This is a genomic window from Pseudoalteromonas sp. A757, assembly GCF_004103285.1.
Lineage (GTDB): Bacteria > Pseudomonadota > Gammaproteobacteria > Enterobacterales > Alteromonadaceae > Pseudoalteromonas > Pseudoalteromonas galatheae.
Genome location: NZ_QNQN01000074.1, coordinates 40610 through 60142, shown reverse-complemented (window position 1 = coordinate 60142; position 19533 = coordinate 40610). Strand labels below are relative to the sequence as shown.

20 protein-coding genes are annotated in these 19533 nt (G+C 44.3%); 12 read left to right on the top strand and 8 right to left on the bottom strand.

From position 1 onward, the window contains the following. The first annotated feature begins 19 nt into the window (after window positions 1–19). The 9 genes from nrdR (at window position 20) to DRB05_RS19775 (ending at window position 8982) form a co-directional block, all read left to right on the top strand. Window positions 20–469, top strand: a complete 450-nt coding sequence (gene nrdR / locus DRB05_RS19815; RefSeq protein ID WP_010372109.1) for a transcriptional regulator NrdR — start codon at window positions 20–22, stop codon at window positions 467–469. Continuing rightward, window positions 466–1578 carry a bifunctional diaminohydroxyphosphoribosylaminopyrimidine deaminase/5-amino-6-(5-phosphoribosylamino)uracil reductase RibD gene (gene ribD, locus DRB05_RS19810; RefSeq protein WP_128728448.1) on the top strand — a complete coding sequence of 371 codons (1113 nt, stop codon included), beginning with the start codon at window positions 466–468 and terminating at the stop codon, window positions 1576–1578. The genes nrdR and ribD overlap by 4 nt, the downstream gene beginning before the upstream one ends. Window position 1579: 1 nt before the next feature. Continuing rightward, window positions 1580–2236 (top strand): riboflavin synthase, encoded by a 657-nt coding sequence (locus tag DRB05_RS19805; RefSeq protein WP_128728447.1) that lies wholly within the window; start codon window positions 1580–1582, stop codon window positions 2234–2236. Between the two features lie 28 nt (window positions 2237–2264). Beyond that, the gene (ribBA, locus tag DRB05_RS19800) at window positions 2265–3377 is read left to right on the top strand and encodes a bifunctional 3,4-dihydroxy-2-butanone-4-phosphate synthase/GTP cyclohydrolase II (RefSeq protein WP_128728446.1); all 1113 of its coding nucleotides are present in this window, start codon (window positions 2265–2267) and stop codon (window positions 3375–3377) included. A gap of 116 nt (window positions 3378–3493) precedes the next feature. Beyond that, complete coding sequence (gene ribE / locus DRB05_RS19795; RefSeq protein ID WP_010372096.1) at window positions 3494–3958, top strand: 6,7-dimethyl-8-ribityllumazine synthase; 465 nt, start codon at window positions 3494–3496, stop codon at window positions 3956–3958. A gap of 11 nt (window positions 3959–3969) precedes the next feature. Further along, window positions 3970–4380, top strand: coding sequence for a transcription antitermination factor NusB (nusB, locus tag DRB05_RS19790; protein WP_010372094.1), 411 nt, complete (start codon window positions 3970–3972; stop codon window positions 4378–4380). A gap of 43 nt (window positions 4381–4423) precedes the next feature. Next, entirely contained in the window at window positions 4424–5386 is a 963-nt protein-coding gene (gene thiL, locus DRB05_RS19785) for a thiamine-phosphate kinase (protein ID WP_128728445.1), read from the top strand. Window positions 5387–5394: 8 nt separating this feature from the next. Beyond that, entirely contained in the window at window positions 5395–5877 is a 483-nt protein-coding gene (locus DRB05_RS19780; protein WP_128728444.1) for a phosphatidylglycerophosphatase A, read from the top strand. Window positions 5878–5901: 24 nt separating this feature from the next. Next, window positions 5902–8982 (top strand): ligand-binding sensor domain-containing diguanylate cyclase, encoded by a 3081-nt coding sequence (locus DRB05_RS19775; protein ID WP_128728443.1) that lies wholly within the window; start codon window positions 5902–5904, stop codon window positions 8980–8982. Between the two features lie 83 nt (window positions 8983–9065). Here the strand turns inward: DRB05_RS19775 and dxs are convergent, their stop codons facing one another. From dxs to xseB, 3 genes are all read right to left on the bottom strand, one after another. Beyond that, the gene (gene dxs, locus DRB05_RS19770) at window positions 9066–10928 is read right to left on the bottom strand and encodes a 1-deoxy-D-xylulose-5-phosphate synthase (protein ID WP_128728442.1); all 1863 of its coding nucleotides are present in this window, start codon (window positions 10926–10928) and stop codon (window positions 9066–9068) included. A 164-nt stretch (window positions 10929–11092) separates the two neighbouring features. Then, the gene (gene ispA / locus DRB05_RS19765; protein ID WP_128728441.1) at window positions 11093–11992 is read right to left on the bottom strand and encodes a (2E,6E)-farnesyl diphosphate synthase; all 900 of its coding nucleotides are present in this window, start codon (window positions 11990–11992) and stop codon (window positions 11093–11095) included. Then, window positions 11992–12231, bottom strand: coding sequence for an exodeoxyribonuclease VII small subunit (xseB, locus tag DRB05_RS19760; protein WP_128728440.1), 240 nt, complete (start codon window positions 12229–12231; stop codon window positions 11992–11994). Before xseB ends, ispA begins: the two co-directional genes overlap by 1 nt. 234 nt (window positions 12232–12465) lie before the next feature. Between xseB and pomA the strand changes: the two genes are divergently transcribed. The 3 genes from pomA to DRB05_RS19745 all read left to right on the top strand — a co-directional run bounded on the left by pomA (window position 12466) and on the right by DRB05_RS19745 (window position 14858). Next, entirely contained in the window at window positions 12466–13233 is a 768-nt protein-coding gene (pomA, locus tag DRB05_RS19755; RefSeq protein WP_010606140.1) for a flagellar motor protein PomA, read from the top strand. Window positions 13234–13235: 2 nt separating this feature from the next. Beyond that, on the top strand, window positions 13236–14165 hold the full coding sequence (locus DRB05_RS19750) for a flagellar motor protein MotB (protein WP_128728439.1): 930 nt from the start codon (window positions 13236–13238) through the stop codon (window positions 14163–14165). Between the two features lie 171 nt (window positions 14166–14336). Further along, window positions 14337–14858: a hypothetical protein gene (locus DRB05_RS19745; RefSeq protein WP_128728438.1), complete on the top strand. Its 522-nt coding sequence runs from the start codon at window positions 14337–14339 to the stop codon at window positions 14856–14858. A 59-nt stretch (window positions 14859–14917) separates the two neighbouring features. On the opposite strand, the gene DRB05_RS19740 is transcribed toward DRB05_RS19745, so the two are convergent. From DRB05_RS19740 to DRB05_RS19720, 5 genes are all read right to left on the bottom strand, one after another. Next, the gene (locus DRB05_RS19740) at window positions 14918–16120 is read right to left on the bottom strand and encodes an aromatic amino acid transport family protein (protein ID WP_162847797.1); all 1203 of its coding nucleotides are present in this window, start codon (window positions 16118–16120) and stop codon (window positions 14918–14920) included. 158 nt (window positions 16121–16278) lie between these two features. Continuing rightward, the gene (gene lipA, locus DRB05_RS19735) at window positions 16279–17244 is read right to left on the bottom strand and encodes a lipoyl synthase (protein WP_010372064.1); all 966 of its coding nucleotides are present in this window, start codon (window positions 17242–17244) and stop codon (window positions 16279–16281) included. Beyond that, the gene (lipB, locus tag DRB05_RS19730) at window positions 17241–17894 is read right to left on the bottom strand and encodes a lipoyl(octanoyl) transferase LipB (protein WP_010372061.1); all 654 of its coding nucleotides are present in this window, start codon (window positions 17892–17894) and stop codon (window positions 17241–17243) included. The genes lipA and lipB overlap by 4 nt, the downstream gene beginning before the upstream one ends. 19 nt (window positions 17895–17913) lie before the next feature. After that, window positions 17914–18192: a DUF493 family protein YbeD gene (gene ybeD / locus DRB05_RS19725; RefSeq protein WP_095728297.1), complete on the bottom strand. Its 279-nt coding sequence runs from the start codon at window positions 18190–18192 to the stop codon at window positions 17914–17916. Window positions 18193–18356: 164 nt separating this feature from the next. Beyond that, entirely contained in the window at window positions 18357–19520 is a 1164-nt protein-coding gene (locus DRB05_RS19720; protein ID WP_010372052.1) for a serine hydrolase, read from the bottom strand. Window positions 19521–19533 lie beyond the last annotated feature (13 nt).

Here is a 19533-nt window from a genome sequence, read left to right as displayed (position 1 = left end):
TGAGTCAACGAGAGCGTCTATGCATTGTCCATTCTGTACAGCCAAAGATACCAAAGTGATAGATTCACGTTTGGTTGCTTCCGGCCACCAAGTCCGTCGCCGTCGTGAGTGCATTTTATGCCACGAACGCTTTACTACCTTCGAGGGCGCAGAGCTCTTAATGCCGCGCGTGATAAAGCAAGATGGTACTAGAGAGCCGTTCAATGAAGATAAGTTACTCAATGGCATGCACCGAGCGCTGGAAAAGCGTCCCGTCAGCACAGAACAAATAGAAGAAGTAGTGCACCAAATTAAATCTCAAATTCGGGGTACTGGTGAACGCGAAGTACCAAGCGACATGATTGGCGAATGTATTATGGAAGCGCTCAAAAAGCTCGATAAAGTGGCTTATGTGCGATTTGCTTCGGTATATCGCTCTTTCGAAGATATCCGTGAGTTTGGTGAAGAAATTGCGAGGTTGGGGGATTGAGCCAGTTCACAGCGCAAGACCATGATTACATGAGCCGTGCCATCGCGCTTGCAAAGCGCGGTAAATACACCACAACACCAAACCCAAACGTCGGCTGTGTGATCGTAAAAGACGGTGAAATTGTCGGCGAAGGCGCACACTTAAAAGCAGGTGAAGGCCATGCTGAAGTACATGCGCTTAAGCAAGCTGGAGCTAAAGCCGCTGGTGCAACAGCCTATGTAACGCTTGAGCCATGTAGTCACTATGGTAGAACGCCGCCGTGTGCAAAAGGTCTGATTGACGCAGGCGTCAGCAGAGTGGTTGCAGCTATGGTTGATCCCAACCCACAGGTTGCAGGGCGTGGATTGGCAATGTTAGAAGCCGCGGGCATTACAACAGCCTATGGTTTGCTAGAGCTACAAGCTAGGGCACTAAATAATGGTTTTTTGAAACGAATGGAGTATGGAGTGCCGTTCGTGACCTGTAAACTTGCCGCTTCTGTTGATGGGAAAACCGCATTAAACAATGGCCAGAGTAAGTGGATAACCTCAGCTGCAGCGCGCTTAGACGTACAGCGCTACCGCGCGCAAAGTTGCGTGGTCTTGACCGGAGCCGATACGGTTATGGTAGACAACGCCAGACTCAATGTTCGTGAAGAATTTTTGCAAGACACCGATTATCCTCAATCTGAGCTACGCCAGCCGATACGTGCGATTATTGACTCACAAAATCGTCTGACACCAGATCTTGCGCTATTTACAATTGCATCTCCAGTGATTATTTTCCGCCGTACTATTGATAATTCAGTGCAATGGCCTCATTTCGTAGAGCAAATTGTCGTGCCTGAAATCAACGGTAAGCTCGACCTAAAAGCCGTGCTCAACAAGCTGGCTGAAAAGCACTGTAATTATGTTTGGCTTGAGGCCGGTGCCACTCTTGCGGGAGTAATGCATGAACAAGGGCTAATTGATGAATATATCATCTATTTGGCACCGAAAATAATTGGCGCTGGAAAAGGGCTGTTTAACACCACACCATTGAGTGCCATGTCGCAAATACCAGAGTTAGTGTTTGGCGACGTTTGCCAAGTGGGGCCTGATCTCAAACTTATCGCGACTAAAGAGAAGTAAAATGTTTACAGGTATTATCGAAGCAACAGGAACATTAACTCAATTGCAGCTCAAGGGCGGCGATTTAATTGTTCGTGTGACCACGACATCTCTTGATATGAGCGATGTAAACTTGGGTGATAGTATTGCCACGAACGGGGTTTGCCTGACCGTAACTGAGAAGTTTCATGATGGCTTCAAAGCCGATGTTTCTAACGAAACCTTAAGTTTGACGCGTTTTGCCGAGTACCAACAAGGCCAAAAGGTAAATCTTGAAAAGGCACTGCAGCCGATTTCACGCCTTGGCGGTCATTTGGTGTCAGGCCATGTGGATGGCATCGCTGAAGTGGTAGAGATAACCGCTAATGCCAGAGCGACTGACTATTGGTTGACTGCGCCATCATCGCTAATGAAGTATATTCCGTATAAAGGTTCGGTTGCCATTGATGGCATCAGTTTGACGGTCAATGCCGTGGAACAAAACCGCTTTAAATTGACCATAGTGCCACACACGGCGCAAGAAACGACGATTGCAGGTTTTCAAGTCGGGTCAAAACTAAACTTAGAGGTTGATCAAATCGCCCGCTACCTCGAAAGACTAATTCAGGGTGAGCCAAGCGCTGCCAGCGAGTCCACTCTCACAACCAGTCTATTGGCGAAAGCTGGCTTTATAAAGTAGCCACAGACAAAGTAAAAATGGGAAAACTATGAGTTTAAATAGTGCTGAGGAAATCATCGCGGACATTAAAGCCGGTAAAATGGTTATTTTGATGGACGATGAAGACCGAGAAAATGAAGGTGATCTGATCATTGCAGCAGAGCACATTACACCAGATGCAATTAATTTCATGGCAACATATGGTCGCGGGTTAATCTGTTTGACCATGACACAGGAGCGCTGTGAGCAGCTGAACTTGCCACTAATGGTGAAAACCAATGGCGCTCAGTTCTCTACCAACTTTACTTTGTCTATTGAAGCCGCGAAAGGCGTAACGACGGGAATTTCAGCGGCAGATCGCGCTCGTACAGTGCAAGCTGCAGTTGCCAAAGGTGCAGTACCTGATGATATTGTACAACCTGGTCATATCTTCCCAATCATGGCGCAACCAGGCGGCGTTTTAACGCGTGCAGGCCATACTGAAGCTGGATGTGATTTAGCGCGTTTGGCGGGATTGGAGCCTGCATCTGTGATTGTTGAAATTCTAAATCCAGATGGCACTATGGCACGTCGCCCACAACTAGAAGTATTCGCAAAAGAGCACGATATTAAAATCGGCACCATTGCTGATTTGATTGAATATCGTAACTTAAACGAAACCACCATCGAAAAGGTAGCAGAGTGTAAACTTCCTACCGAGTTTGGTGAGTTTAACCTGGTGACGTACAAAGACACCATTGATAATCAACTGCACTATGCGATGGTGAAGGGCGAGATCAAATCGGAAGAAGCCAATTTAGTCCGTGTGCATTTGCAAAGCACGTTTAACGACATTCTTCATTCAGATCGTAGTGCGGATAGAAGCTGGACACTGCAAAGTGCCATGAAGCACATCGCCGACAACGAAGGCGTATTAGTCATTCTTGGTAAACAAGAACGCAGCGAAGAAATGGAAGCGCTGGTTAAGGCATTTGCTGCGGAAGATGCGGGTGAACAGGTGAACTACCGTAAATTCCAAGGTACTTCGCGCACCGTAGGTGTGGGGTCGCAAATTTTGGCTGATTTAGGCATTCAGAAAATGCGCCTAATGAGTCTACCTAAAAAATATCATGCACTGTCTGGTTTCCACTTAGAAGTGGTTGAATACGTCGAACCAAAATAATCCCAAAATGCTAAATTGATCGCAATCGCCTATATTCAGATAGTAGGCGATTGCCATATTACTGTGCTATCATGCGCCTCAATTTGGCAATTGCTCATACAGATTAGGAACATCTAATGAAAGTAATCGAAGGTAATAAATACGCTCCTGGCAAAAAATTTGCCATTGTCATTTCACGTTTTAACGATTTTATCGGTAGCAGCCTACTTGAAGGCGCTGTAGATGAATTAAAACGTACCGGTGGTGTTAGCGATGAAGACATCACGGTTGTATATGTACCGGGAGCGGTTGAACTACCACTGGCAGCAAAACGCGTTGCGATGAAAAAAGAGCACGATGCGATTATTGCGCTAGGCGTGATTATTCGTGGTGGTACGCCACACTTCGATTTAGTTGCTAACGAGTCTAACAAAGGCTTAGCTAGCGTTTCATTAGATTATGACATCCCTGTTGCTTTTGGTGTACTTACTACTGAAAGCATTGAGCAAGCTATCGAGCGCGCGGGCACTAAAATGGGCAACAAAGGGGGAGAAGCCGCCCTTGGAGCTCTAGAAATGGTGAACGTGCTAGAGCAAATTTAAGAGGAATCTCAGTGAAACCAGCAGCTAGACGCAAAGCACGTGTACTTGCTTTACAAGCTATTTATTCTTGGCAGCTAAGTGGTAACCCAATTGCCGATATCGAACAGCAAATGCTGATCGAAAACGACGTAACGAAAGTCGATGTAGAATACTTCAAAGACTTAGCACGTGGTGTTGTTGTTAACCAAAAGCAGCTAGACGAAGCAATTCGTCCGCATTTAGCTCGTCCACTCGAAGAATTGGATATGGTTGAGCTTGCCGTATTACGTGTTAGTGCTTATGAGCTTAAATTCCGTGAAGATGTGCCATACAAAGTGGCTATCAATGAAGGCATTGAGTTGGCAAAAATGTTTGGCGCTGAAGAGAGTCACAAGTTCGTCAATGGTGTACTAGACAAAGCGGTTAAGTTTATTCGCAAATAAGCTTTACTATAGGAATAGCCGGCCTTGGCCGGCTTTTTTGTGTATGAAAGAATTTGAGCTAATCAATCACTATTTTAAAGGCCGTGGCATTATTCGCCGAGATGTAGAACTTGGAATAGGTGATGACTGTGCCTTGGTTTCAGTTCCTGCTGGCAGTCAACTTGCAGTAACAACCGATACGCTAGTTGCGGGTGTGCACTTTTTTGAAGATATTCCACCGCGGGCGCTTGGCCATCGTGTTATTGCGGTAAATCTTAGCGACTTAGCAGCAATGGGCGCTGAACCTACTTGGGTGTCGCTTGGTTTAACGTTACCCAGCGCTGACATAGAGTGGCTAGAAGCCTTTACTGAGGGGATGCATGAAATCGCTGAGTACTATAACGTACAGGTGATAGGTGGCGATACAACGCAAGGTCCATTGACCATCACAGTGTGTGCAAAAGGTATTATACCAACCGGTAAAGCGCTCAAGCGTTCAGGAGCACGAGTAGGTGATTGGATTTATGTGACTGGCCCACTTGGTGATGCAGGACTTGCAATCGAAGCGCGCAAGCAAGGTTGGACACTTGAGCCAAAACACGACAAAGCGGCTCTGGAAAAGTTTCATTACCCAGCGCCACGTGTTGCTGCGGGTCAAGTTCTTAGGGGTCTCGCCACCTCTGCAATTGATATCTCAGATGGTCTACTTGCGGATCTTAAGCACATTTTACGTAGCTCTTTAGTGGGGGCTAAGATAAATGCGGATAAAGTTCCACAGTCAGATGCACTGCGTTCAAGCCTTGATGAAGACGCACGCATGCGATTGGCGCTCGGTTTTGGTGATGACTATGAATTGCTCTTCACTGTCAATGATAATAACAAAAATGCCGTGGAAACTAGGTTAAAGCAATATGGCGTTGAACCTGTTTGTATTGGTCAAATAACGGCTAATAATGGTGAGGTTCAATTACTCAACAAAGGCCAACCTTACCAGCTCACCGGGCTTGGTTTTGAGCATTTTAGCTAGGAGTAGGTTTGGCTAAACAACGTGTATTTAATTTAAAGAAGCCGCATCAATTTTTTGCGCTCGGGTTTGGTTTAGGATTAGCAAGGAAAGCGCCAGGTACATTTGGTACTTTAGCTGGATTACCATTTATCTTTGCAACTCAAGGTGCAGCGATTTGGCTGCAATGTCTAATTGCTATTGCCATGACGTTATTTGGGATCTGGGTGTGTGGTAAAACAGCGGACGATGTTAATGTTCATGACCACCCCGCGATTGTTTGGGATGAAGTGGCGGGCTTTTATATCACCATGATAGGGGCTGCACTGAGTTGGCAGTCACTAATCGTTGGGTTTATTTTGTTCCGTTTTTTCGATATTTTGAAACCGGGTCCGATAAAGTGGCTCGATAAGCGCTTACACGGTGGCTCTGGGATTATGCTAGATGATGTATTAGCCGGCATTTTTTCATTGATTTGCGTGCAAGCTTTGTTTAAAACTGGCATTTTAGTCTAATTGTACTGATGTGATGGAATCGAGATGACAAGGCTATTGTTTTTCATTTTCACTTTGCTGCTACCAATGACGAGTGTAGCGGCGATAGATGATTACGTGGTTAAACAGTGGAATATCCAAAGTGGTTTACCATCACAAAGTGTCAAGAGTGTCGTTCAAGACAATCAAGGCTATATTTGGCTCGGAACTCAGTTTGGCTTAAGTCGTTTTGATGGTCATCAATTCCAAAACTTCAATACGCAAAATACCGAGTTTTTGAATAGCAACGCTATCAATAAATTGGTGGTGGATCAATTCGGTATGCTCTGGGTTGGCACACGTCGAGGACTGTTAAGACTTAACCCACAAACCTTAGAGGCTAGGCGCTTCGACATACAGGGCCCTGTCAGAGATATACTACAAGATGAAGATGGCGGGATCTGGATTGCTGCAAATGGTCTGTATTATGTTTCTGCGAAAAAGCTGACGTTAGCTGCAAATAATATCGAACAAAGTACGTTAGATGTTACCCAAATCAATCAAATAGTGGGCTCAGTGACTAAAATGGCGCTGGTTCCCGATGGCATTTGGTTAGTAAATGAACGTCACTTACTTAAAATTAGCGAATCGAGCAATCGTAATGGAGATGGAGTTAGACTTGAGTTAGCGAGCAAGGTCTCACTACCTGAGCAGTTAGCGCAAACCATCATTCATGACCTAGCTTGGGTTGATGGTAAGCTGTTTTTAGCATCAGAGCTGGGGGCTTATTTTCTAGATATTGATGAAGTATTACGCCGCTATCAAGAAGTGGGTAATAACGCTGTGTATAAATTTCTCAACGATAAAGACGGTGGGCTGTGGGTCTCTACTTATGGGCGACTACTTTATCGACAGAATAATGGCGTTTGGCAAGCGGTAGAGCCGATACAACTTGATCAAAGTATCTGGTTTGCTGATATCTTTATGGACAAAGACAATAATATTTGGCTTGCTAGTTTAAACGAAGGACTTTGGCTTGCGCATTCGGGGAAGGTCGAGCGTCATCATATTGGTTTGAAGACTAACCAAGCCATTTCGGCAATCACACAAGGACCCGGTGGTCAGCTCTGGGTTGCAAGCCGAGAAGGGCTTGGGATCATTGAGCCGAACGACAATTATCAACCAATACTGACGAGTGCTCAATTGAACCGCTCAGTAATACATGACCTTGAGTTTATCGGCGAAAAGCTTATCCTCGGTACCGATCGCGGTGCACTTATCTATGAAAATGGTTCACTGCAAAAATTAAATGAAAGAGAACTTAGGCAAAACCCAGTCTTTTCACTTAGCCCATCAAATCGCGGGGGAATGTGGTTTGGTACGGGAAGGGGGCTATATCGGTTAGATTATAAAGGTATAACACCATTTGCCTATAATGCCTTCCTTGGCAGCCAATTCGTTACTTTTATTCAGGACTTTCCGAGGTATGGCTTTATCGGCACGAATAAAGGTGCATATCGCTATAATGAAAAAGGTATTGAAAAAATTGGTGCGCAAACCTCGTTGGACACCGCTTACATCACCAGTATTTTGCATTTAGATACAGTGACTACTTTAGTTGGCTCCCTCAATGATGGATTATTCTATCGCACCTCCGATGGTGACTGGTACCAACTTGATGCCTCAAATGGCCTACCCTATGGCTCAATTTTTTCGTTGCATTATGATAAGAGCAATCAGCTAGTTTGGGTAAGTACGATGAAAGGGGTATATCGCATGCCCGTTGCACAATTTGGCGATGTGATAGAGAGTTTACAAGTTGAGCAAGTGATCAGCCCATTTGACCGGCAGCTTGATGGCAGACCGAGCCAGTGTTGCTCAGGTCTTGGCCATGATGCTGTAGTGGAAACTGAGTCCGCTATTTTTTACCCCAGCTTACAAGGTGTGGTAGAGATCCCCAAAAACGTCCTGCTGTTTGGTGGTGGAGATCTAATGCCTCGATTAGAATCACTCTCTACCCATGACAGAGTATTTAGTACTGAGTCCTTAAATCAAGTTATTCAGCTTAATACTTCAGAGCGTGACTTAACCATTAATTATACTGCAATCGACTTTTACGCGCCGCATAGTATTGAATTTAGATACAAGCTAAAAGGGCACGATACGCAATGGCGTGATGCTCAGTCTCGGCGTGAGGCGATTTATACTAATCTACCACCAGGTAACTTTACCTTTATGTTAGAAGTTAAGCGCCAAGGGCAAGATTGGGAGCAGGCGAAGGTGCTTGACTTATCCATCACATTACCGCGCCGTTTCGATGAGACGATTTATTTTAGATTATTTATCACCTGTGCATTTATCTTTATGTTCTATCTGATTTTTTGGGTATTCAGAGCACAAGAGAGAAGAAAACAAGCTGCACTTGAGGCATTAATCGCAGAGCGTACGACAGAGCTCAGGAAAGCTAACGAGAAGCTGAATCAGGTCAATACTCAGCTTAAACTTGTGAGTCACTCAGATGAATTAACGGGGTTACGTAGTCGTCGCTTTCTATTTGATCAGTTACCAAAAGACGTTGAGCATTATCAGCGCAATGCACAGTCATTGCAGGCTCAAAATAAGAGTTTGGTATTGATGATCATGAATATTGATGATTTCAGTAAAATTAATGACTCATATGGTCCAATTGGCGGTGATAGTTGCTTGCAGCAATTGGCTACGTTATTAAACACACGCACTCAAGGGTCAGACTATGTGGTTCGCTGGAGTGGTGATGAATTCTTATTGCTATTGCGCGATTTTAGTCGAGACTATATCGAAGAATACGTTAGCGACTTGTGTAAAGCGATTGCTGAAACCGATTATCTCTTACCTAACGGCAAAACTACCAAGCTCACAGTGTCAATGGGCTGGTCTTACTATCCGCTACCACTGTTGGGCGGTAAGGTTATTGGCTGGGAGTCTTCGGTGAATCTTGCTGATATTGCCTTGCATCAAGTTAAGCAACGTGGCGGTGATGGCGCGGCTACTATCATTTTTGATGAACAGCTAGATGCGTTTGAGTTTGAGCAAAGTGCGAACATAGAGTCTCAGTTGCAACTATTGCAGGGCAATGGGCTTGCAGACGTTAGGGTGTGGATGAGGTAAGTCTTTAAAACTGCCAATATATCCGATAGTTTGTAGAGAATAAAAAAGGCTTTCAACTGAAAGCCTTTTTTGCATCTTTAAATTTATTTAAGCCAAGCTTTAATTTGTTGGCTTATTCCTTCACTACTTAAACCAAGCTCTGCGTGGATCTCAGCTTGTGAGCCGTGTTTAATAAATTCATCAGGCAAACCTAGTAATTTAATCGGCTTAACGTGCCCTTGAGTCGATAAATACTCACACACAGCAGAGCCTGCACCACCTGCAATGGCATTGTCTTCAAGTGTAACGAAGCGCTCATGAGTTACCACTAGCTCTTCGAGAAGAGCCGTGTCTAAAGGTTTTACAAAGCGCATATCCACAAGTGTCGCATTTAGCTCGTCGGCAACGGTTTGAGCATTTTCAAGCAATGTACCAAAGCTTAAAATTGCAAGCTTTTCACCCTCTCTTACAATTTTTCCTTTGCCAATTTCTAACTCAGCCATGTCTGTACTAATGTCTGCGCTTCCAGCACTGCCTCTAGGGTATCTTACCGCTGCTGGCCTATCTAGGCGATGACCTGTGTAGAGCATTTGACGACACTCATTGAGATCGCTTGGTGCCATGATCACCATATTAGGGATACAGCGCAAGAAACTTAAGTCATATGCGCCTTGGTGTGTTTCACCATCTGCACCAACGACACCTGCACGGTCAATAGCAAACAACACCGGTAGGTTTTGTAGCGCGACATCATGAATGAGTTGGTCGTATGCGCGTTGTAAGAAACTAGAGTAGATTGCAACCACTGGGTTGAGGTCTTCACATGCAAAACCCGCGGCCAGCGTTACAGCATGTTGTTCAGCAATGGCAACGTCGAAATACTGAGTAGGGTACTCTTTTGAAAAGCGCACCATACCTGAGCCTTCACGCATTGCTGGTGTGATTGCCATCAACTTATTATCTTGCGCTGCCATATCACAAAGCCAATCTCCAAACACCTTTGAAAAGGTCGGTGCGCTGGGTTTTGATTTGGGTAAGCTGTGCACGCTTGGATCGAACTTAGGCACCGCATGATAACCAATAGGATCTGCTTCTGCTGGTTTATAGCCTTTTCCTTTTTGGGTTTTAACATGTAATAGTTGAGGGCCTTTCAGATTTCGCATATTGCGCAGTGTATCAACCAAGGTATCTACGTTATGCCCGTCAATTGGTCCAATGTAATTAAAACCTAATTCCTCAAAGAAAGTGCCCGGAATTATCATCCCCTTTAAATGCTCTTCCATACGGCCTGCAAGCTCCTTGACTGGAGGCACGCCAGACAGCAATTTTTTGCTGCCTTCTCGAATGTTGGTGTAAAAGCTGCCGGAAAGGATCTTGGCGAAATGGTTGGTGAGTGCACCAACGTTTTCCGAAATAGACATTTCGTTGTCGTTTAGGATAACCAGCATATCTGGATTGATGTCGCCTGCGTGATTCATTGCTTCAAACGCCATACCTGCGGTCATCGCACCATCACCAATAACAGCGACGGTTTTACGTCCAATTCCCTCTTTTTCGGCTGCGATAGCCATACCAAGTGCTGCTGATATCGATGTACTTGAATGGCCAACGCTAAACGTATCGTATTCGCTTTCTTCTCTGTAAGGGAAAGGGTGCAAGCCATCCTTTTGACGGATAGTATGCATTTTATCTCTTCTACCTGTCAGTAACTTGTGTGGGTAGGCTTGATGACCAACATCCCAAACGAGTCTATCGCTTGGTGTGTTATACACATAATGCAAAGCCACGGTAAGTTCTACAGTACCTAAGCCTGAGGCAAAATGACCGCTACTTTGAGAGACTGAGTTCAGCAAATACTCGCGAAGCTCATCACTGAAGGCGGTTAACTTGTGCTGGGGTAATTGACGGAGTTGACTTGGCTCGTCAATTAACGCGAGTAATGGATACTTGCTACTATCAAGTTTCATGGTATTTATCAGAGTCCTAAGTGAATCTCAGCGCAATTCCTCACGTGGTTCACTTCATAATTATTAAAATTCTTCACTAACTGGTCATGATATTATGTTAGCCAGCGTTTACAAAGTACTTGTGAATATTTTCTTAGCTTGGCGTAGTTATTTTATACGTCAGCTTAATATTCTCGATCTATGATGTATTTTGCTAAATCTGCAAGTATTTCCGTGTTGCCATCGATAACTTTGAGTGCATCTAGTGCTTCATCAATCAATTGTTCCGCTTTCTCTTTTGCTTGTGCGAGACCAAGGAGCGCTGGATAGGTAGACTTGTTGTGTTCCAAGTCAGAACCTTGTGGTTTGCCAAGCACAGAAGTATCGCCTTCTACATCTAGGATGTCATCTCTGACTTGGAATGCAAGGCCGATTGCACGCCCGTATATATGCATTGCTTCACGCGCTTGCTTGGTAACTTGTTCAGGGTTACCGCACAAAATCCCCAACTCTACTGCGCAACTTAAGAGAGCACCAGTTTTTAGCTTATGAATACGCTCAAGTTCAGTAATTGTAATAGACCGATCTGTGGCTGCAATATCCAGCGCTTGACCTCCAACCATCCCCGCTAGACCTGATGCTTTGGCTAGTGCGGAAATCATTTTGATTTGTGCATGATGGCTCACTGTGAATTGCTGATCACTTAATAGTTCAAAAGCCAGCGTTTGCAGAGCGTCACCAGCCAAAATAGCGGTCGCCTCGTCAAATTGAATGTGACAAGTTGGGCGGCCGCGCCTAAGCTCATCATCATCCATAGCCGGTAAATCATCGTGCACCAAAGAATAGCTATGCACACACTCTATTGCGGCGGCGGCCTTGTCTAAGTCTTCTGGAGCAGCACCAAATAATTCACCAGTGCAATATACCAAAAATGGTCGCAGACGTTTGCCACCGTTTTCGATGCTATAACGGGTAGCTGCTTTTATATTTTCTTCGGTATCAAGCGCATTATCAAAATAGTGTAAAACGGTGTTCTCTACACGGGTTTTAGCATGCTGCAGTTTTTCTTTTAATTTTGCTGACATTAGGCTTCGTTATCAAATGGCTGTAATTGTGCTTGCTCACCTTCGCCCATTAAAATAGCGACCTGCTGCTCAGCTTGCTGAAGTTTTTGATTTGATGCTTTTGCAAGCTTAATCCCGCGCTCAAATTGTTTAAGTGCTTGATCTAAAGGCAAGCTACCATTTTCCATGTCCGCAACGATTTGCTCCAGTTCTTGCATAGCTTCTTCAAAGCTCAAGTTATCTGGTTTTTTTACTGCCATATATCACACCGACCCGTAAAGTAAAAGTGTGGCAATTTTAGGGGGATTGGACGTCAAGGTCAAAAAAACCAGTGACTTTTTGATCTGTCCGAGTATCGGCATTACAAGATCTGCTATAAACTCGCATTTTAAACTCTTTTTAATATAATAGTGTTAAGTTGTAGAAAAACTTGCCGATAACTCAAACAACAATAACTGCGTGATTTATCACAAATAACTTCCCCCGGAGGACATGTGGATTTAGCAACGGTAATAGGGATCCTGGGTGCCATAGGTTTGATTGTAATGTCAATGGTATTGAGTAGTGATGGCCAGATCGCTATGTTCTATAACACGCCTTCCGTCGTTATCGTATTTGGTGGTTCAATTTTTATCGTGTTGTCCAATTTTACGCTTGGGCAGTTTTTCGGTATTGGTAAGGTGGCCGGGAAGGCCTTCATGTTTAAGATTGAAACCCCTGAAGAGCTGATTGAAAAAGCAGTTGAGCTAGCAGATTCTGCGCGTAAAGGTGGTTTTTTAGCGTTAGAAGAAGCTGAAATCCCCAACCAATTTATGCGTAAAGGCGTCGATATGCTAGTCGATGGTCATGATGCTGATGTTGTGCGTGCTACATTGCAAAAAGATATTGCCTTGACGTCTTCAAGGCATGAATTAGGCGCAGGTTTATTCAAGTCCCTAGCGGATATTGCGCCTGCGATGGGGATGATTGGGACACTTATCGGCCTAGTGGCGATGTTGTCTAACATGGATGATCCAAAAGCAATTGGACCTGCTATGGCCGTTGCGCTTTTAACAACTTTGTATGGTGCGTTTTTAGCTAACGTGGTTGCGATCCCTATTCAGGTAAAACTTGAACTCCGTAAAGATGAAGAAGAACGAAATCAGCGACTTATCTTGGATGCTATATTAGGTATACAAGATGGCCAAAACCCGAAGGTTATTGAAGGTATCTTGAAGAACTATTTGCCTGAGTCTAAACGTGGTGCTGAGGCTGAGGAATAATCATGTCAGATGAGAACGAATGTAAATGTCCCCCTCCAGGTCTTCCGGCTTGGATGGGAACCTTTGCCGATCTGATGTCATTGTTAATGTGCTTCTTCGTACTACTGTTGGCTTTTTCTGAAATGGATGTGCTGAAGTTTAAGCAAATCGCCGGTTCGATGAAGTTTGCTTTTGGCGTACAAAATAAAATTGAAGTAAAGGATATCCCAAAAGGTACCAGCGTTATCGCGATGGAGTTTACTCCAGGAAAGCCAGAGCCGACACCGATTGAAACTATTCAACAGCAAACGGTAGAGATGACGCAGCAGATGCTCGAGTTTCAGGCTGGTGATGAATCTTCTGCGGGTGGTCGGCAAGAACAGCGTGGCAACAAGCGTGGTGGTGAATCAGCCAGTACTGCGCAGGAAATGGCGTCAACGCAAGCAATTGCATCAGCGGATCAAGAACAAGTTAATGAACTTGTGAAAAAGATTGCGCAGCAGCTAGAAAAGCAAATTATGGATGGTGCAATTGAGCTTGAATCGCTAGGGCAACAAATCATTATACGCATTCAGGAGAATGGCTCTTTCCCAGCAGGTAGTGCATTTTTGCAGCCTAAATTTGAGCCTGTGGTTGAAGAAATTGCAGAGTTACTAAAAGATGTTCCTGGTGAAATCACTGTGTCGGGTCACACCGACGATTTTAGAGTGACGAACGAGCTTTATTCGAATAACTGGGACTTATCGGCAACTCGAGCTGTGGCCGTCGCAACTGTGATGGAGCGAGTTCGTGGTTTTGATAAGAACAGAATGGTCGTGGTTGGACACGCAGATACCAGACCGCTTGTTCCCAATGAGAGCAACGCTGATAGACGGCGTAATAGGCGCGTTGAAATCTCTATTTTACAGGGTAAAGCGAAAGAATCTGAGCCTATTGAAGTAAGACAAAATTGATTACAGTTTGTTGCCAAATTACAGGGAATTCGCTAAAGTTCTAGCTGCTCTACATACTCTCGATAAGGATAAAATGATGAACATTAAAAATTATAGATTACCTGGAAACAATGGTGGCGGTGGTGATGGCGGTGATGAAGAGCAGAGACCAGAAGTAGGACGTTAAGGTATATGTGGCCTGAATGGGAACCTATTAGACTGTTTTTTCAGGAATACAGTATTTGGGTTTCTTTTTTAGCGGTAGTAATGTGTATCGTGGTGCGAGATAAGCAAGCACTGCGATATTCATCTTTGGTTGCATTGTTTTATATTTTAGGGTGGTTAACCTACGATTGGATTATGCAATTCGATGATGTTAAGGTGTTTCGATACATATATTGGGCCTTTTCAGACATTGCCTTTATGGCAATTATTGCTTACTGGGCTGTTAAAGATAAGATGTATCTATGGCAAAGTATTCTTGCTCAAATAATCATTATTCCAGCTCCGCTATTACAGTTTTTTAGACTTGTCGACAGACATTTTATGGATCTTTCCTATTCAACTTACCTGTACCCCACAGTTATCCCTATGGTTAATGTGGCTACTCTGTGCTTAGCATTTGTGCCAGTGTTTACTTTTTGGAAGTTAATGCAAGATAGAAAAGAAGCGAGACTGGCTAGGGAACACAGTCTAACAGAAACTACTAGTTAATCTGAACCTTGGATAATTAATGCTTTCCCAAGGTTCAGATTAATTTGCTGTTGTTTTGTTTACCCTAAACTAGGAATAAGGCCAGCCATTTGCATCAGCTGGGAAGTAATGATCATTACACCGAAAGCGGCTGCAAGCCCTAATCCAAGCGTACCACCTTTAACCTGATATCCATCATTGCCTCTAGCTTTTCTCTGTTTCCATACCATAGCAACTGGCAGAAACACCGCCAATACCACCAATGCAATCGCCGCATATCCCAGTGCCATGATAAAACCTTTGGGATAAAAAAGGGCAAACCCTAGCGGTGGTAAAAAGGTAATGAACGCCGTTTTTATACGGTCTTTCTTGGTGTCTTGCTTTTTAAAGGTATCAGCAAAAAAGTCGAATAAACCAAGGCTTACACCCAAGAACGAAGTCGCGAGAGCAAGATCTGCAAATATAGTCACAAATAACTGTACGTTGTCGTTGTGTGCGATAGACGAAATACTAGTGACAAAACCCGGCAGTCCCTCACTTGCCATTAGGCTCTCTTGACCCATAACACCTTGGCTGAGCAACTGCCAGAACACATAGATGATAAGCGGGAGGGCAGCACCAAACATCATTACTTTACGTAGTTGGCGGATATCTACACCCACATACTTAACGATTGATGGGATTGAGCCATGAAAACCAAAGGAAGTAAAAATGACCGGAATTGCTGCAATTACCAGCCCTTGTTCTACCGGCATATCGATGAGGTGCTGGCCGTGAACATAAGGTGTTAAAATAAAGAACAAACTCGCGAGCACAATAACTTTAATAGTAAATAATAACTGATTGAGCTTATCAACTGTACTTGTGCCTAATGTCACTATGGTCGCTATGATAACAGCAAGCAGTACAGAGCCCAGTTGAGGGGTTATGCCATCACCTAACATGCCGACAAGTTTGGTTTGAAGCTGTGCGCCGCCACCTGCGATATAAGCCGCACATAAGGCATAGAACAAAAAGACCATTGAAAAGTTAGCGACATACTGCCCCGTTTTACCAAGTAAGTTTTTTGCTAGTGTATTTAATGTTGCGTCTTGATCTGCGTATTGATGTACTTCCAGCATAAGCAATGCAGTATAGGTCATTAATAACCATGTGATTGCTAATAATGCGATAGCGGTAGAAAAGCCAAGTCCTGCTGATGCAATAGGGAGGGCGAGCATACCTGCGCCAATTGTAGTACCTGCTACAATCAGCATGCTGCCCAAAGTTTTATTCTTAAGCACGTTTTGCCCCTGATTATTATTATCTGGTGAGGCAAGATATAACGAATAGCACGGAATTGAAACCGTTTTGCTGTTAATGGCTGTTAGACGGGGAATTACGGATACAAAAAAGCCGTATAGGAATACGGCTTTCAAAACAGTGAATATAATGGCACTGTTTATTTTACTTCTTTACCCGCGGCTTGCTGATCTGCATGGTAGCTAGAGCGCACAAATGGTCCGCAAGCGGCGTGGCTAAAGCCTATCTCGTCGGCATATTCTTTTAGCCCATCAAACTCAACTGGTGGCACGTAGCGTTTGACTGGTAAGTGGTGCTTTGAAGGTTGTAGGTACTGGCCTACGGTAAGCATATCTACGTTATGCTCGCGCAAGTCTCTTAATACTTCTTCAATTTCAGAGATTTCCTCGCCTAGTCCAACCATCAAGCCAGATTTAGTTCTCACTTCTGGGTGCATTTCTTTAAAGCGGCGTAGCAATTCAAGTGACCACTTATAATCGGCACCCGGACGCGCTAGTTTGTAAAGTCTTGGTGCTGTTTCAAGGTTATGGTTGAATACATCCGGTGGGGTTTCGCTTAAGATTTCAAGCGCTCTATCCATACGACCACGGAAATCAGGTACGAGAATTTCGATTGTAATACCTGGATTGTGCTTACGGATCTCGCGAATACAGTCGGCAAAGTGTTGTGCACCACCGTCGCGCAAGTCATCACGGTCAACAGAGGTAATAACAACGTAGCTTAACTTCATGTCTTTAATCGTAAGCGCAAGCTTTTCCGGCTCTTGTGCATCAGGTTTTAGTGGACGACCATGGGCCACATCACAGAATGGACAGCGGCGAGTACAAATTGCACCTAAAATCATAAAGGTTGCTGTACCGTGATTAAAGCACTCAGACAGGTTAGGGCAAGATGCTTCTTCACAAACAGAGTGTAAACCGTGCTTACGCATTGCTTGTTTAATGCCATCGATACGTTCACTTGATTTTGGCAAACGGATCTTTAACCACTCAGGCTTTCTCAGCATTTCTTCGCGTTCTGTTGGCATGACTTTAACTGGGATCAATGCCATTTTTTCTGCATCGCGGAGCTTTACCCCTGGCTCCATTTTGACTGGTTTACTCATACGTTTTCAAACCCTTCAGTGTATTCGACATGCTCAGCATTAATGCGTTTTAGCATGTGTTTTACCAGACCAGCCCCCGCATCAGCGACGGTTTGAGGTCCATTAATTTCGCTACTTTGCACCATATTCATGCCCGCATAACCACAAGGGTTTATTCGTAAAAATGGACCAAGGTCCATATTAACGTTGAGTGCGAGACCATGAAACGAGCAGCCACGGCGGACTCTAAGTCCAAGAGATGCTATCTTGCTATCGTTGACGTATACACCCGGCGCATCGGCTTTAGCGTAAGCTTCTATCCCATATTCTTTTAGGGAGTCGATTATACTTTCTTCTAGCCAAGTGACGAGTTCACGTACCCCTATTTTCAATCGTCGTAAGTTGAGCAATACATAAAGCATTTGTTGCCCTGGACCGTGATAGGTAACTTGACCACCGCGGTCCACTTTTACGACAGGAATATCACCGGGCGCCAAGACATGCTCTTCTTTACCAGCTTGACCTTGTGTAAAAACAGGCTCATGTTCCACCAGCCAGATTTCATCCGCTGTGGTGTCATCACGCTCATCGGTAAAAGATTGCATTTTGTGCCAAATTGGCTCGTAACTACAAAGGCCGAGTTGGCGCACAATTAACTTACGAGATTCCATAATTAGGGGTCCTTACCAACTACAGGATGTAACGGACGTCTTCGATGCCACCGATCTCGGTATAAATCTGCTCGATATGCTCTTTGCTGGTTACGGTAACGACAAGAGATACGGCTTCATAGGTGCCTTTGCTGCTTGGTTTAACCTTTGGTGCATAATCACCCGGTGCAATAACCTGCAGTTTAGTTAGGATCTGATCCGTCAAATCGACATTTGCAAGGCCCATAATCTTGAATGTAAATGGGCAAGGAAATTCTAAGTATTCATCAAACTTAGTATTTTTAACTGGTTTTACCACGACGGTATCCTCACAACGAACTACTTGCTGACGCCTTTATTTGGCCACTAAGATGCTCTTTCAAGCCAGGAGCTGCCAAGGTCGTCATTTATTGGCCGCATTCTATCATTTTTGGCGCAAAAAAAAACGCCTCATGATGAGGCGTTCACTTACATAAAATAGGGTTATTGCGAGATCTGTAAACGTAGATAGTCGTAGATCTTGCTGAAGAATCCACCTTCTTGGATCTCTTCAAGTGTAACTAGCGGGTATTGTGCTACGTCTTCACCTTCAAGCTGTAAGAACAAAGTACCAACTTTAGTGCCTTTCGCCAGAGGTGCTTCGAGTGTTTTATCTAACTCAAAGTTAGCCTTTAAATTCTTACTTTGACCGCGTGGAATAGTAATAGGAGTGTCTTCCATAATGCCCAGCGATACGGTTTCTTTGTTACCCATCCACACACGCTGATCGGCAAAAGCGTCACCAGCTTGGTATGGAGTAATGGTTTCAAAGAAACGGAAGCCGTAGTTAAGTAGCTTTTTGCTCTCAACTTTACGTGCACGCTCACTTTCTGTGCCCATGACTACCGCAACAAGACGCATATCATCTTTAACCGCTGAAGTAACTAGGCTGTAGCCTGCATCCGAGGTGTGGCCTGTTTTAATGCCATCCACTTCAAGGCTTGCATCCCAAAGTAGTGAGTTACGGTTATATTGCTTTATACCGTTGTATGAAAAAGACTTTTTCTTGTACAAAGCGTATTCATCAGGTACATCACGAATAAGTGCCGCCCCGAGTGTTGCCATGTCTCTTGGGGTGGTGTAATGCTCATCAGTATCTAAACCATGACTGTTAATAAAGTGGGTATTAGTCATCCCCAGTTTTTCAGCATGTGCATTCATCAGATCGGCAAACGCACTTTCGCTGCCAGCAATGTGCTCGGCCATTGCAACACAAGCATCGTTGCCTGATTGAATAATGATCCCATGGTTTAAGTCATCAACACTGACCTGCTTACCTACTTCGATAAACATCACCGACGAACCAGGAAAATTCTTAGCCCACGCTTTTTCACTAATAGTGACTTGATCTGATGGGCTAATGTTACCTGCAGCGATTTCGGTACCAATAACATAGCTGGTCATCATTTTGGTTAAACTTGCTGGCGCTAGCTTAGTATCCGCTTCGCCCTCAGCAATCACTTTTCCAGTTGTGAAGTCCACAAGGAAATAGCCTTTCGCATTGATTTGCGGCGGCGAAGGAATAATTTGTGCGCTGGCACTCATAATAGAGAAAGTGCACACCAGTCCAAGGACTTTTTTAACGATTTTTGGTTTGATAGAAGTCATTATGCTCGCTTTT

Coding starts and splice junctions, on each gene's coding strand:
- nrdR (WP_010372109.1), top strand. CDS start 20: ATGCATTGTCCATTCTGTACAGCCAAAGATACCAAAGTGATAGATTCA.
- DRB05_RS19805 (WP_128728447.1), top strand. CDS start 1,580: ATGTTTACAGGTATTATCGAAGCAACAGGAACATTAACTCAATTGCAG.
- ribBA (WP_128728446.1), top strand. CDS start 2,265: ATGAGTTTAAATAGTGCTGAGGAAATCATCGCGGACATTAAAGCCGGT.
- ribE (WP_010372096.1), top strand. CDS start 3,494: ATGAAAGTAATCGAAGGTAATAAATACGCTCCTGGCAAAAAATTTGCC.
- thiL (WP_128728445.1), top strand. CDS start 4,424: ATGAAAGAATTTGAGCTAATCAATCACTATTTTAAAGGCCGTGGCATT.
- DRB05_RS19775 (WP_128728443.1), top strand. CDS start 5,902: ATGACAAGGCTATTGTTTTTCATTTTCACTTTGCTGCTACCAATGACG.
- dxs (WP_128728442.1), bottom strand. CDS start 10,928: ATGAAACTTGATAGTAGCAAGTATCCATTACTCGCGTTAATTGACGAG.
- ispA (WP_128728441.1), bottom strand. CDS start 11,992: ATGTCAGCAAAATTAAAAGAAAAACTGCAGCATGCTAAAACCCGTGTA.
- xseB (WP_128728440.1), bottom strand. CDS start 12,231: ATGGCAGTAAAAAAACCAGATAACTTGAGCTTTGAAGAAGCTATGCAA.
- DRB05_RS19750 (WP_128728439.1), top strand. CDS start 13,236: ATGTCAGATGAGAACGAATGTAAATGTCCCCCTCCAGGTCTTCCGGCT.
- DRB05_RS19745 (WP_128728438.1), top strand. CDS start 14,337: ATGTGGCCTGAATGGGAACCTATTAGACTGTTTTTTCAGGAATACAGT.
- lipA (WP_010372064.1), bottom strand. CDS start 17,244: ATGAGTAAACCAGTCAAAATGGAGCCAGGGGTAAAGCTCCGCGATGCA.
- lipB (WP_010372061.1), bottom strand. CDS start 17,894: ATGGAATCTCGTAAGTTAATTGTGCGCCAACTCGGCCTTTGTAGTTAC.
- DRB05_RS19720 (WP_010372052.1), bottom strand. CDS start 19,520: ATGACTTCTATCAAACCAAAAATCGTTAAAAAAGTCCTTGGACTGGTG.